At 41.9% G+C, this 13,318-nt stretch carries 8 protein-coding genes; 1 reads left to right on the top strand and 7 read right to left on the bottom strand.

Going from position 1 to position 13,318, the window contains the following annotated elements; all coding sequences use genetic code 11:
- Position 1: 1 nt before the first annotated feature.
- The 7 genes from folC to fabB form a co-directional block, all read right to left on the bottom strand.
- On the bottom strand, positions 2 to 1,270 hold the full coding sequence (gene folC, locus AC2IOM_RS09005; RefSeq protein ID WP_486358166.1) for a bifunctional tetrahydrofolate synthase/dihydrofolate synthase: 1,269 nt from the start codon (positions 1,268 to 1,270) through the stop codon (positions 2 to 4).
- Between the two features lie 29 nt (positions 1,271 to 1,299).
- The gene (gene accD / locus AC2IOM_RS09000; RefSeq protein WP_010559658.1) at positions 1,300 to 2,175 is read right to left on the bottom strand and encodes an acetyl-CoA carboxylase, carboxyltransferase subunit beta; all 876 of its coding nucleotides are present in this window, start codon (positions 2,173 to 2,175) and stop codon (positions 1,300 to 1,302) included.
- Between the two features lie 131 nt (positions 2,176 to 2,306).
- Positions 2,307 to 3,098, bottom strand: coding sequence for a tRNA pseudouridine(38-40) synthase TruA (truA, locus tag AC2IOM_RS08995; RefSeq protein ID WP_100913774.1), 792 nt, complete (start codon positions 3,096 to 3,098; stop codon positions 2,307 to 2,309).
- Between the two features lie 100 nt (positions 3,099 to 3,198).
- Entirely contained in the window at positions 3,199 to 7,269 is a 4,071-nt protein-coding gene (locus tag AC2IOM_RS08990; RefSeq protein ID WP_486358165.1) for a FimV/HubP family polar landmark protein, read from the bottom strand.
- 321 nt (positions 7,270 to 7,590) lie between these two features.
- A complete protein-coding gene (locus tag AC2IOM_RS08985) occupies positions 7,591 to 8,607 on the bottom strand; it encodes an aspartate-semialdehyde dehydrogenase (protein ID WP_010559655.1) in 1,017 nt (338 codons plus the stop codon).
- A 1-nt stretch (position 8,608) separates the two neighbouring features.
- Positions 8,609 to 9,736, bottom strand: coding sequence for a 4-phosphoerythronate dehydrogenase (locus tag AC2IOM_RS08980; protein WP_486358164.1), 1,128 nt, complete (start codon positions 9,734 to 9,736; stop codon positions 8,609 to 8,611).
- Between the two features lie 116 nt (positions 9,737 to 9,852).
- A complete protein-coding gene (gene fabB / locus AC2IOM_RS08975; protein WP_486358163.1) occupies positions 9,853 to 11,067 on the bottom strand; it encodes a beta-ketoacyl-ACP synthase I in 1,215 nt (404 codons plus the stop codon).
- A 207-nt stretch (positions 11,068 to 11,274) separates the two neighbouring features.
- Between fabB and mnmC the strand changes: the two genes are divergently transcribed.
- Positions 11,275 to 13,257: a bifunctional tRNA (5-methylaminomethyl-2-thiouridine)(34)-methyltransferase MnmC2/FAD-dependent 5-carboxymethylaminomethyl-2-thiouridine(34) oxidoreductase MnmC1 gene (gene mnmC / locus AC2IOM_RS08970; RefSeq protein ID WP_486358162.1), complete on the top strand. Its 1,983-nt coding sequence runs from the start codon at positions 11,275 to 11,277 to the stop codon at positions 13,255 to 13,257.
- The last annotated feature ends 61 nt before the right edge of the window (positions 13,258 to 13,318 follow it).

The following is a 13,318-nucleotide window of genomic DNA, read 5'->3' as shown; positions in this document are numbered from 1 at the left end:
TTTACTCCTTATTTTGCCAAAACGCGATTGCATCAGCCACAGTGTAGAATGAGCCAAATACAATTAGCAACTGATCTTCCGTCATATTTGCTAAAACCGATTGCAAGCCACTTGCGACACTGTCATGAATTGTTGCATTTGGCTTGTCCACTTCACTGTGTAATTGCTGTAATAAATTATCGGCTTTATCGCCTCTAAAGCACATTAGATTGGCTAAATGCCATTGATCAATATTTGACTTAACCGCATTAAACACCGCTTTTTGGTCTTTGTCTTGCAGCATTCCGGTAAGTGCAATGACCGTTTTACCTAGTGCTTTATAGGTCGCTAATTTCGATGCTAAGTATCGTGCCGATTCAGGATTGTGTGCAACATCCGCATACACCAAGGGCTGTTCGCTCAAGCATTGAAAACGTCCTTCAACCGTAAGGTTAGCCAATACATCACAAATGGTGTTTTCATTTGGCAGCAAACCTAGTGTGTAAAGCGTTGTAATCGCCGTTGCCACATTTTGCGCTGGAATATTCGGTACCGGTAAAGACAAGGTTAAATCGCCATTTTGGTACGTTAGCAAATCAGTTGTCAGTGCAAACGAATAGTTTTGCTGTGCCGCAGTTACCTGTGTGCCCAGCTCTTCTGCATATTGCCAAATAGAGCTTGGGATAGCCAAATCACCAACAATCGCAGGGGCATTAGCTCTGAAAATACCTGCTTTTTCGCGACCAACTAACTCACGTGTATCACCTAAGTATTCTTTATGGTCCAAATCGATAGTTGTAATAACAGAAGCGATGGGCTCTACAATATTAGTTGCGTCTAAGCGCCCGCCTAACCCTACTTCTAATAAAATGTAATCTGGCTGTTTTTGCTTAAATACTTCAAGTGCCGCCAGTGTGCCAAATTCAAAATAAGTCAGACTAATTTCACCACGCCCCTGCTCTAGCGCATGAAACGCTGCGACATGATCTTGGTCTGGTAATTCCGAACCATTAATACGTACACGTTCGTTATAACGAATTAAATGGGGTGATGCATAAGTGCCAACTGAATAACCTTGAGATAGCAGTAAGGCTTCTAAACAACGTGCAGTTGTGCCTTTACCATTGGTACCTGCGATTAAAATAACATTAGGAAGTGCGGTATAGCCGAGCTTTTCACCGACTCGGCGAACGCGCGTTAAACCCATATCAATGTTTGAAGGATGAATACTTTCTAAATAACAAAGCCAATCATCTAGACTCGATGATTGGCTTGGTACAACATGTGTCATAGTGCAATAAGTTGCTAAATCAGTTTAGATTATGCAATTCTATGCTCTTGTTCAGTTGACGGCAAGTGCATATATTTCGCAACTAGGCGTGCAATGGTGTCACGCATTTCACGACGGTCAACAATCATATCAATTGCGCCGTGCTCTAATAGGAATTCAGAGCGCTGAAAACCTTCTGGTAACGTTTCACGTACTGTTTGCTCAATTACACGCGGACCAGCAAAACCAATAAGCGCTTTCGGCTCAGCAATATTAATATCACCTAACATTGCTAATGACGCAGAAACACCACCCATAGTTGGGTCAGTAAGTACTGAAATAAACGGCAAGCCTTGCTCGCTCATTTTATCCAGTGCAGCACTGGTTTTTGCCATTTGCATTAGTGACATAAGGGCTTCTTGCATACGTGCACCACCTGATGCAGAGAAACAAATTAGAGGCATTTTATGCTCTAAGCATTTGTTAACTGCTTCAACAAAGCGCGCACCAACAACCGATGCCATTGAACCACCCATAAATGAGAATTCAAATGCCACAGCTGCAACAGGTACACCTTTTAAGCGGCCAGTCATCGCAACAAGTGCGTCTTTTTCGCCACTTACTTTTTGTGCGCTTGAAATACGGTCTGAGTATTTCTTTGAGTCTTTAAATTTTAAAACATCTTTTGGCTCAAACTCTTGACCAAGCTCTAGACGCTCACCGTCATCTAAAAACTGCTCAAGACGTTTACGTGCGCCAATACGCATATGATGATCACATTTAGGGCAAACATGTTGTTGTTTTTCTAGTTCTGCCTTGTAAACGATCGTGTCACAATCACCACATTTCGCCCAAACACCTTCAGGAATTTCTTTACGACCCGTAGACTTGGTTGTTTTTGGTAAGATTTTTTCTAACCAGCTCATTTAAATCTCTCTCACTGCTATATCTGCTTTGAACTACACAGAAAATTTTTGCAATTAAAACACTAATCGTGCGACTAAGGTATAAAAAACTGGTCTAATATGTCGCTAAATTGTGTTAATTAATCGGTTTTTTATAAGCTATTTGGTAAAAATAGCGGCCCTGGATTCGATTTAGGTATTTCAAAATGTTCAGGGTAGTCCACTTCCACTAAATATAACCCACCAGGCTTTGCCGTTGCAGATGCCTGGGTGCGATCTTTAAGCGCTAATACTTGTTGCATCCACTCTGGTGGGTACTTGCCTTGGCCAATATCAATTAAACATCCGGCAATATTTCGTACCATGTGGTGAACAAACGCATTGGCTTTAATATCAATCACAATAAAGTCGTTATAACGTTCAACATTTAAATGCATAATGTTTCGAAATGGCGTTTTTGATTGACAATGCACAGCGCGCACCGATGTAAAGTCTTGCTCGCCCAACAAATAAGGCGCAGCTAACTGCATTTGTTTTACATCGAGTGGGTGGTGATAATGACTAAGACCCGAACGTAAAATGCCTGGTCGATAAGTACTGTTATATATAATGTAGCGATAGCGTCTTGCTGTAGCGCTATAACGCGCATGAAAGTCTTCACTTACTTGTTTTGCCCAGCGAATTGCAATGGCATCCGGTAAGTTGGCATTCACACCGAGCGTAAACGCTACCATGGCTCTATCAGCGGTGGTGTCAAAATGCACTACCTGCCCTGTTCCATGTACACCAGCATCGGTTCTACCCGCACAAGTCACTTCTATTTTTTCGTTACAGATCTTTGAAAGCGCGTTTTCGAGCTCTTCTTGTACACTGTTTACGTGTTGCTGGCGCTGCCAACCACTGTACTGAGAACCATCATATTCTACGCCTAGAGCGACTCGCATGAACACTATTCCATGAATTTGAAAAACCCTAATTATACCGAGAGCTTGTCTTGATACCAAGTATAAAAAAGCCCGCTATGCGGGCTTTTTCAAATTAAACTTAAGACAGTTGCTGTTTTAATGCAAGCGCTTCGTCTTGTACTTCAGGCGGGCCGTCTTTGATCACTTCGTCAATAACTTTCAGCGCACTTTCTGAATCGTTAATTTCAAGGTATGCGCGAGCAAGGTCTAGTTTTGCAGAAAAACCTTGGTTCTCGGTATCTACATCTAGTGAGTCTTCCCCAGCCAGTAAATCCTCAAAATCACCTAAACCAACGTCCATATCTACATTTTGATAAGGCTCATTATCGGCGTCTAAATCATCACTTTCGTCAAGCAGATCATCAATATCTAAATAATCTGATTCGGCAGTATCAATCTCTTCTACTTCAAACGGTTCCGCTTCTGACTTTTCATCAAGTAAAGAATCAAAATCTAATTCAAAATCTTTCTGAGATTCACTAGAAATAGGCTCAGGCTCTGCTAATTCATTCAACAAGCTGTCAAAATCAGTGCTCTCTAACTCATCGATTAGCATATCATTGCTATTGTCTAGGTCGCTACCTAACAAATCATCATCAAGTAAGTCGTCATTTTCTGATTCTGTCGCTGATAAATCTTCTGTTGTAATAACTTCATCATTAATTGCTTGCGCTTGTTCAATTTCTGGTAACGGTTGCTCGTTATCAAATACTGGCGCATCAAGCTCTTCAAGCGCTTCATCCAGTTCAAGCTCTGGGTATTCATCAAGCGTTTGACTTGGTGTATCAGCGCGTAATTGCTCGTCACTCTCAAATTGCTCAGACAAACGCTCATCTTCAGCACCAAGATCGACATCAATTGCTAATGGATCATCACCAAAATCAACATTTTCTTCAGATAAAATGCTGTCGTCGATGCCAATATCAAGCGTGTCATTAAGATCATTCTCTAATTCATCGTCATTTAACGATTCACCATCAGGAAAAGCCATATCTTCAAGCAATTGCTCTGGCTCAAGCGTATCCGTTGCCTCATCACTTTCTACTGATCCATTCTGCTCAGCTATTTCAAGTGGCTCATCAAGCGCATCTAATAATGCATCGTCACCATCAAGTGCATCGAGTAACGCTTCATCTGCTGTATGCACGTCAGATGCAGATTCATCAAGCATCGATAAATCATGCTCGGCCGTTTGCTCAGTTAAATTTTCGAAGTTGTTTGCATCAATATCTGTTAAATCAGACTCAAGTGCGTCAATATCTTCTGAGGCTGTTATTTGTGGCTCAAGTGCGTCAAGTTCATCGAACTCGTCTAGCGCCTGTTCATTAGATACAGGTAAATCATCTAACGACTCTTCAATTGATTCTTCTACTCGCTCATCTAATTCTTCAGAGATGATTTCGTTTTCAAGGGTGGCTGCTTCATCGTTTACATCATCAACTTCAGCGATATCGGCATCACTAGACGCTTCATCAGATTCAAACGCTTCTAATTCTTGCGCTTCTGGCTCAATCGCATCAAGTTCATCTAATTCCTCTAGCGTCTCTTCACTTGATGTAAGTGTGTCATCCAACGACTCTTCGAGTGAATTATCTAGTAATTCGTCTACTGGCTCGTCTAACTCTTCAGAGATTATTTCATCTTCAAGGGCAGCTGCTTCATCGTTTACATCATCAACATCAATTTTTTCAGCGATATCAGCTTCACTAGACGCTTCATCAAGTTCAAGCACTTCTAATTCTTGCGCTTCTGGCTCAATCGCATCAAGTTCATCTAATTCATCTAGCGTCTCTTCACTTGATGCAAATGAATCATCTAGTGACTCTTCGACTGACTCATCTAATTCTTCAGAGATTATTTCGTCTTCAAGGGCAGCTGCTTCATCGTTTAAATCATCAACATCAATTTCAGCGATATCAGCATCACTAGACGCTTCATCAGACTCAAGCGCTTCGAATTCTTCCGCTTCTGACGCAATCGTATCAAGTTCATCTAGCGCATCTTCACTTGATGCAAGTGTGTCATCCAACGAGTCTTCGTGTGACTCTTCAATTGATTCTTCTACTGGTTCGTCTAACGCTTCAGAGCTGATTTCATCTTCAAGGGCAGCTGCTTCAACATTTACATCATCAACATCAATTTCAGTATCATTTGACTCTGTCACATCTAATTCAGATTCTGGTTCTACACTTTGTTCAATTAGCTCATCGATGTCATCAAGTGCCGAACCATTATCACTTTCAGCTGTCTGCTCTAATAAGGCATCAATATCATCACCTGACTCAGTAGCTTCTGTTGACTGCGCAGCTTCATCTAACAATGCGTCAATATCATCAACATCGCTTGTCTCAACTTCCGCTGCTTGTTCCTCTAATGTATCAACAGAAATATCATCTGAATCAAGCGAATCTTCAAGTTCATTTTCTGATGTGTCTGTGTTTGCAATAGCTTCCGCAGCGGCTTGTTGCGCAGCTAAACGTTCTGCATCTGAGTTAGCCTCTTCGATTAATGCATCAAGATTGGTTAGGTCGGTATCATCAGCCTCAACCTCATTGATCATCGCATCAATATCATCCATATCTAATTGGATTTCAGGTTCTTTCTCTTCTTCGCTTTCTGTTACTTCAGACTCTAGCTCATCATTACTTAGCTCATCCATAATAGCATCGACATCAGCTACATCAGGCTCTTCCTGACTGAGCGGCTCTTGCTCTTCTGGAATATCTAGTTCAATTTCACTATCGCTTTCTGCTATTTCGTCAATCGCCACATCATCGCTATCAGCGCCTGTGTCAAAATCTTGCGCTAGAATCGCATCAATATCGTCAACATCTGCTAATTCGTCGTCTGCACTATCATTATTTAAATCTGGCACGAGATCATCTGAATCACTTTCATCTAGCAAATCATCATCAAGCGCATCACCTAGTAAGCCATCAAGCTCGTCTTGATCTAGCAGCGAGTTAGTTTCTTCAAGCGCTGGCTCTTCATCTTCGTAGAGCAAGTCTTCAGGTTCGCCCAGTGTATCGTCTAGATCATCATCAAGTGCAACAACATCATCGTCTAATGCATCGTCAAAGCTTTGATCGAGCACATCATCAAATGGGTCGTCTAAACCTTGATCTAAACCTGAACTTAAATCATCGTCTACTGTGTTATCAGCCAGAACGTCATCTAACCCATCGCTTAAATCATCATCTAACGTATCGTTTACGATAGGGTCTGGTACCTTTGACATTGGTGTATCAAAAATAGGTTCTTCAGGTTCAACTTTATTCGCACGCGATTTAAACCAATAAATTGCGCCGCCAACAATTAAAAACCCTGGAATAAGTGCAAGCACTACTAACAGCAGTGGGTTATTAGTCAAATTTTGTAAACTAAATGATTCCGCCTCAGCCTTAGCCTTGGCTTCTTGTTCTGCAAGAATGCGATGCTGGTCAGCAAGTAGCGCTTTTAATTCGTCTAGTGTTTGTCTATCGCTGTCTAATTGACCGCGAATATGCTCAAGTTCAGTTGATAAGCTGGTAACTTGCTTTTTCAGATTTTCATTTTCGTTAAGAATTGCCTCAACGTTATCAACCGATGATTTAAATTCGTCTTTAAGCTGCTCTAACTTCTCATTTTGTGCTTCTTTTGCCTGCTTAATTTCGTCACTCAGCTCTTTTTTAGCAACGATTACATCTTCTTTTTTAGCCTGCTCTGCTTGCTTTGCAACAACGTCGATTTCGGTTTGCGTAAGTTCGCCTTTAACCTTTTTATCCCAAAGTTTGTCATCTAGCTCTGAGCGCTCTTGGGCAAAGCCTGCATTAATGCTTCGGATCTCGCGCATTGATGGCATTGCTAAGTAAGCGCCAGGGCGCAAGTGATTAATATTATTATCGAGGAAAGAATTCGGGTTTTTCTGATAAATCGCTTGCATTACCTGATAAATCGTTACCGAGTTATCAGGTCTTAATTTTGTTGCGATGCGCCATAGCGTGTCTGAATCGCGAATAGGCCCATAACGTTTCCCCTGTTCACCGATATCTACGTTTTTCGGTCCGCGGATGCGAGTGCTGTCGGCAAAAAGGTCGAATGATAGGGTCGATGCACCTAGCAACACTGCCGAAAATAAAATAATCGCTTTTGAAGAAAAGAAGCTGCGCATGGGTTTCCTTTAATATTAACTCTGAGAAGTTTATATGTTCTTGAACACGGTGCTCGAACATCAAACTTATGCAAAGTTTGCACCATTTTTATAGTTTCCTAGCTGTAACAGCTTAAAATAGTGCGACTCTTTTTATAATTTTCAGCGTAAAACTATAAACCAGAAAACACTGAATATCCATTAATTAGCATTAGTAAAGTAACTGGCGGGATTACATTATCTCAGTATATGAACGTGCCGCTTTAAACTGAAACTCAATAAGTTACGAATAATGCCAAACAATTACGGTGGTATAATTGTTTGGCATCAAAGAATTGACAATTATAGATATTGTTCGATTAACAACTCTGCGATTTGTACACTATTTGTTGCCGCACCTTTACGTGTGTTATCAGATACAACCCACAGGTTTAATCCGTGAGGGTGGCTAATATCTTGACGTACGCGGCCAACATATACCGCGTCATTGCCGCTCGCATCGGTCACCGGTGTTGGGTAGTCTTGCTCATCTTCGATATATTCTACGCCAGGCGCATCGTTTAATAACTGCTTCACATGTTCAACATCTACCGGCATACGCGTTTCTAGGTGAATCGCTTCTGCATGACCATAAAATACAGGTACGCGCACAGCCGTTGGGTTAACCATTACACTGCTATCGCCGAATATTTTCTGCGTTTCCCACACCATTTTCATCTCTTCACGGGTGTAGCCGTTATCTTCAAACGAATCAATTTGTGGGATCACATTAAACGCGATTTGCTTAGGAAATACGTCGTTTTCAAGTGGACGCGCATTCATTAGGTTTGCTGTTTGTTTTGCTAACTCATCTACCGCTTTTTTACCACCACCTGAAACAGACTGATAAGTAGTTACGTTAATACGATCAATACCATAGGCATCATAAATCGGCTTTAGTGCAACCATCATTTGAATAGTTGAACAATTCGGGTTAGCGATAATATTACGATTTCTAAAGTCACTCAGTGCTTCAGGGTTAACCTCAGGCACAACTAACGGCACATCATAGTCGTAACGAAAATGTGAGGTATTGTCGATAACCACACACCCAGCTTCTGCTGCAATTGGCGCATATTTTTCCGAAACGCTGCCACCCGCTGAGAACAAGGCAATATGGGCATTAGCAAAGTCGAAGGTCTCAACATCAATCACTTCAATGTCTTCGCCTGCGAACTTAATATCTTCGCCTGCACTGCGCTCTGATGCCAATAAATACAGAGTATCAATTGGAAACTTACGCTCTTCTAGTGTTTCGATAATTTGACGGCCTACTAGGCCCGTTGCACCTAAAACGGCAACATTGAATTTTTGTGACATGTTATTCCTCAATCACGTTAAAGCCCAGTTGGCTTAAACGTTTTGCATTTGCAGTTGAACTGCATTTTACCGTTAAAGTGCTAAATTCGCGACGTCCCGGATAGTTTTTTCTTAAACTATCGAATCCTTCGCTATTTAAGCCGTTTTTTAATAAGCCATAATCGCGGCGCGCATCATACACGCTATGTACTAACTGACAAATATTTGCATCGCTAAACGTTGTGCCTAAATGTACCGCCATAAACTCAGGTTGAGGGAGAAAATCTGCCATTTTATGCTTAGCTGGTTTACCAAGTTGCTGACACACTGCTTGATACAACATATCCGTTCCCCCAGCTTTACCCTCAAGGCTGTGACCGGCTATATGCACTGAGCCAATGCGTGTGTATGGCAGTAAGGCCTGCTCAATATTCGGCTCATTCTCCCAGACATCCAGCACTAACGATAATCCACCGCCCGCTTGCATAAAGTTGAGCAATGCGGAGTTATCAATCACATCACCGCGACATGAGTTCACCACAATCGCATTTGATTTTAACTTGGCTAGATTACCGTGGTTAAGTAAATGTTTTGTTTTATGAATGCCTTCTTTTACTAATGGCACATGAAAACTCAAGATATCAGCTTTCTCAATCACCGTATCAAATGACACACCTTCGCTTAGCTCGCCGGCAGCTTGCTTTGGCGAATCGCACAAAAGTAGCTTACAGCCCAAAGCTTCAAGTTTAACAGCAAGGCGGCTACCAATATTGCCTACTCCAATAATACCGACCGTTTTATCGCGCAAGCTAAAACCATCTTCTTGCGCAAGCGCTAACAGGCTCGACACCACGTATTCAGCAACCGCCGTTGCATTACAGCCCGGAGCGCTGGAAAACGCGATACCTTTTTGCTGTAACAGCGTTTGATCAACGTGATCTGTGCCTATGGTTGCAGTGCCAACAAATTTCAGTTTGTTTGCATGCGCTAATAAATTGGCATCAACTTTGGTAATTGAACGTACCAATAGAATATCAGTATCAATAAGTTGTTGGGGATCTAGCTCACGACCGGCAAATCGAGTGATTTCACCGAATTCTGAAAAAAACTCTTCGACCAAAGGCATATTTTGGTCTGCAAGAATGCGCATACTTGTCCTATTAAGGCAAACGGGTGATACGCTATTTTAACGGGAATAAAAAAGCCACTCAATCACTTAAGTGGCTTTTCTTAGATTCATTTAGCGATAACTAAAACGTTCGCTAATTAACCCTTGTATTTTTGCATTACAAGCGTTGCGTTTGTGCCGCCAAAACCAAAGCTGTTTGACATCACAGTGTTAAGCTCGGTTTCACGCGCTTCTTTTACGATATCTAAACCTTCAGCTTGCTCATCTAATTCATCGATGTTAATAGATGGTGCAACAAAGTTATTTTGTAGCATTAAAATTGAGTAGATCGCTTCGTGTACGCCAGCGGCGCCCAGAGCGTGACCTGTCATTGCTTTTGTTGCGCTGATTGCAGGTGATTTACCACCAAACACTTCTTGAATTGCACCAAGCTCTTTTACATCACCTACCGGTGTTGATGTACCGTGCGTGTTTAGGTAATCAATATCACCTTCAACTGTTGCAAGTGCTTGTTGCATACAACGAACAGCACCCTCACCTGATGGTGCAACCATGTCGTAACCGTCTGACGTTGCGCCGTAACCTACGATTTCACCGTAGATTTTCGCACCACGTGCAAGCGCGTGCTCTAATTCTTCAACAACAACGATACCACCACCGCCAGAAATAACAAAACCATCACGATTTGCGTCATAAGTACGTGAAGCAAGCTCAGGAGTTTCATTATACTTAGTTGATAATGCACCCATCGCGTCAAATTCCATTGCTAATGTCCAGTGAAGTTCTTCACCGCCACCAGCAAAAATTACATCTTGTTTGCCTAACTGAATTTGCTCAACCGCGTTTCCAATACAGTGTGCTGACGTTGCACATGCTGAACTGATTGAGTAGTTAACACCTTTAATTTTGAACGGTGTTGCTAAACATGCTGATGTAGTTGATGCCATAGTACGCGGTACCATGTATGGACCTACGCGCTTAACGCCTTTTTCACGAAGAATATCAGCAGCTTCAACTTGATACTTAGATGAACCACCACCTGAACCTACAATAATGCCCGTACGCGGGTTAGAAACTTGCTCTTCATTTAGGCTAGCATCTTCAATTGCTTGTTGCATTGAGATATATGAATACGCTGCTGCGTCACCCATAAAACGGAATGCTTTACGATCAACATGCTCTTTCGGGTCAAGATCAATGCTACCGCTCACATTTGAACGTAATTTTAAATCTGCAAACTCTTGATTGAATGTGATGCCTGAACGGCCTGCTTTTAATGATTCAAGTACTTCTTCTTGATTATTACCGATACTTGAAACAATACCGATACCCGTAATTACGGCTCTTTTCATGGATAAACCTTTTCTACAAAGATAATTGTGCTCTATTCTACGTGTTATTTACAAAAAACTGGTCTAATCTCAGCGTACACGTGTTTCGAATTTACAGTATTTTAACTTTAACTGCTAAATAAATAAGACTTAATTGTTCTAAATCAAGTTTAACCGCCCCCCTATATCTCGTACAATAGCGTTACGTTAAGTTTGTTTTAAATAATTATGATCCGCCACGCAAAAATTGAGTTTAATGAATCAGGCACACCGGTCGCACAAGACTTTGATGATGTGTATTTTTCGAACGATAACGGCTTGTTAGAGTCAGATTATGTGTTTTTTCAACAAAACAATATTGCTTCGCGTTGGCAACATCATCCTAGAAGGCACTTTGTTATTGCTGAAACGGGGTTTGGTACAGGGCTAAATTTTTTAAACACCTGGCAGCGGTTTAACCAAGATAGCGACAAATCAGTTGAACAACTGCACTTTATTAGCTTTGAAAAATTTCCGCTTGAACAATCAGCGCTGCAACAAGCGCTTGCTGCTTGGCCAGAGTTAACAAGCTTAAGTGAGCAACTTGTCGCAAGTTATCCAACTGCCATTGCAGGCTGTCATCGTTTAGAGTTTGATCAAGGTCGCGTTATATTGGATTTGTGGTTTGGCGATATTCAAGACACCCTGCCACAGCTTTGTTACGGTGAAAACGGCATTGTCGATGCCTGGTACCTTGATGGTTTTGCCCCCAGTAAAAACCCTGATATGTGGCAACAGTCGTTATTTGATGGCATGGCCAACCTGGGACGTAGCGACTGTACCTTTGCCACTTTTACCGCCGCCGGCTTTGTACGCCGAGGCCTTGCCGATGCGGGCTTTACCGTAAAAAAAGTTAAAGGCTACGGCCGTAAACGTGAAATGGTGGTTGGCACATTAGAAAAAGCAAACCAAAGCAGTACACAACCAGCCTATTTTGAGCGTAGCACGCAATCACTTGAAAAAGTTGCGATTATTGGCGGCGGCATTGCCACTGCAACCTTAGCTTACAGCTTTGCAAAGCGAGGCATAACTTGCGATATTTTTTGTAAAGATGATGCACTCGCAAAAGGTGCGTCGCATAATCACCAAGGCGCGGTTTACCCAAATCTACAAGCTGATTTTAATGCCATAAGCGAGTTTTTTGCTCATAGCTTTTATTATGCTAAACGTGTTTATCAGCAAATACACGATGATGGCTATCACTATCCACACGATTGGTGCGGTGTACTATTACATGGTATCAGCGATAGTAAAGTAGAGATTCAACAACGTCTTATAGAAAAAAACGCGTGGCCAAGTTCTTTAATTCGCGGTGTATCAGCACAACAAGCAAACGATATTGCCGGTTTTGAAGCTAACTTTTCTGGCTTATTTATTAGTGAAGCTGGCTGGGTAAAACCACCGGCATTAGTAAACGCTATTTTCGCTGCAAGTAATAGTTATACATCACATAATACCGTTTTTAACACCGAAATTAGCGATATTGTAAAAACACAAAATGGCTATCAACTTATTGATTCAAACAATCAAGATGTTGGTGAATTTAGCCAAGTGTTCATCACCTGCGGTGAGTTAACCACCCGCTTTTCACAAACCCAAGTACTGCCATTTAGCCCTGTACGGGGTCAAGTTACCCGCGTTAAGACAAACGACTTATCGCTAAAGCTAAAAACCGTGCTGTGTCATAAAGGGTATTTCACTCCCCAGTTAGATAACACTCACTGTATGGGCGCAACGTTCGAAAAACGTAGTATGAGTCGAGAAATTAGCAGTAGCGACAACTTAATTAATTTAAATCAATTGCGCTCGTTTTACCCTGAGCAGTTGGGGATCACCGAAGAATCAATACTCGATGCTAAAGCCGCTATTCGCTGCACAACCCCAGATCACCAACCAATCGTTGGTGAAGTTCCCGATGAAGACACTTTGTTGACCAACTTTGCGCCACTGAGAAACGGCAAACACTACGACTTTGAAACTCACCCTAACCCAAATAACGGTTTATATGTGTTTTCCGGCTTAGGTGCGCGCGGGCTATGTACAGCGCCACTCGCTGCAGAAATGTTGGTCGCGGCCCTTTGCGATGAGCCATTGCCTGTGCCAACACACATCAGTGAAATGCTACATCCAAATCGCTTTATTGTGCGCGATTTAAAACGCAACAAACTATAAAAACAAACGATAAAAAAAGCCGCATAATATGCACTATGCGGCTTTTTTGAGAGTTAATTTC

Source organism: Pseudoalteromonas sp. NS-SX12, assembly GCF_057367955.1.
Note: the sequence above shows the minus strand (reverse complement) of the source record. Positions and strands in the feature narration are given on the sequence as shown.

Bases quoted from the DNA above. Each gene is read 5' to 3' on its own strand.
- folC (WP_486358166.1), bottom strand. From the start codon at position 1,270: ATGACACATGTTGTACCAAGCCAATCATCGAGTCTAGATGATTGGCTT.
- accD (WP_010559658.1), bottom strand. From the start codon at position 2,175: ATGAGCTGGTTAGAAAAAATCTTACCAAAAACAACCAAGTCTACGGGT.
- truA (WP_100913774.1), bottom strand. From the start codon at position 3,098: ATGCGAGTCGCTCTAGGCGTAGAATATGATGGTTCTCAGTACAGTGGT.
- AC2IOM_RS08990 (WP_486358165.1), bottom strand. From the start codon at position 7,269: ATGCGCAGCTTCTTTTCTTCAAAAGCGATTATTTTATTTTCGGCAGTG.
- AC2IOM_RS08985 (WP_010559655.1), bottom strand. From the start codon at position 8,607: ATGTCACAAAAATTCAATGTTGCCGTTTTAGGTGCAACGGGCCTAGTA.
- AC2IOM_RS08980 (WP_486358164.1), bottom strand. From the start codon at position 9,736: ATGCGCATTCTTGCAGACCAAAATATGCCTTTGGTCGAAGAGTTTTTT.
- fabB (WP_486358163.1), bottom strand. From the start codon at position 11,067: ATGAAAAGAGCCGTAATTACGGGTATCGGTATTGTTTCAAGTATCGGT.
- mnmC (WP_486358162.1), top strand. From the start codon at position 11,275: ATGATCCGCCACGCAAAAATTGAGTTTAATGAATCAGGCACACCGGTC.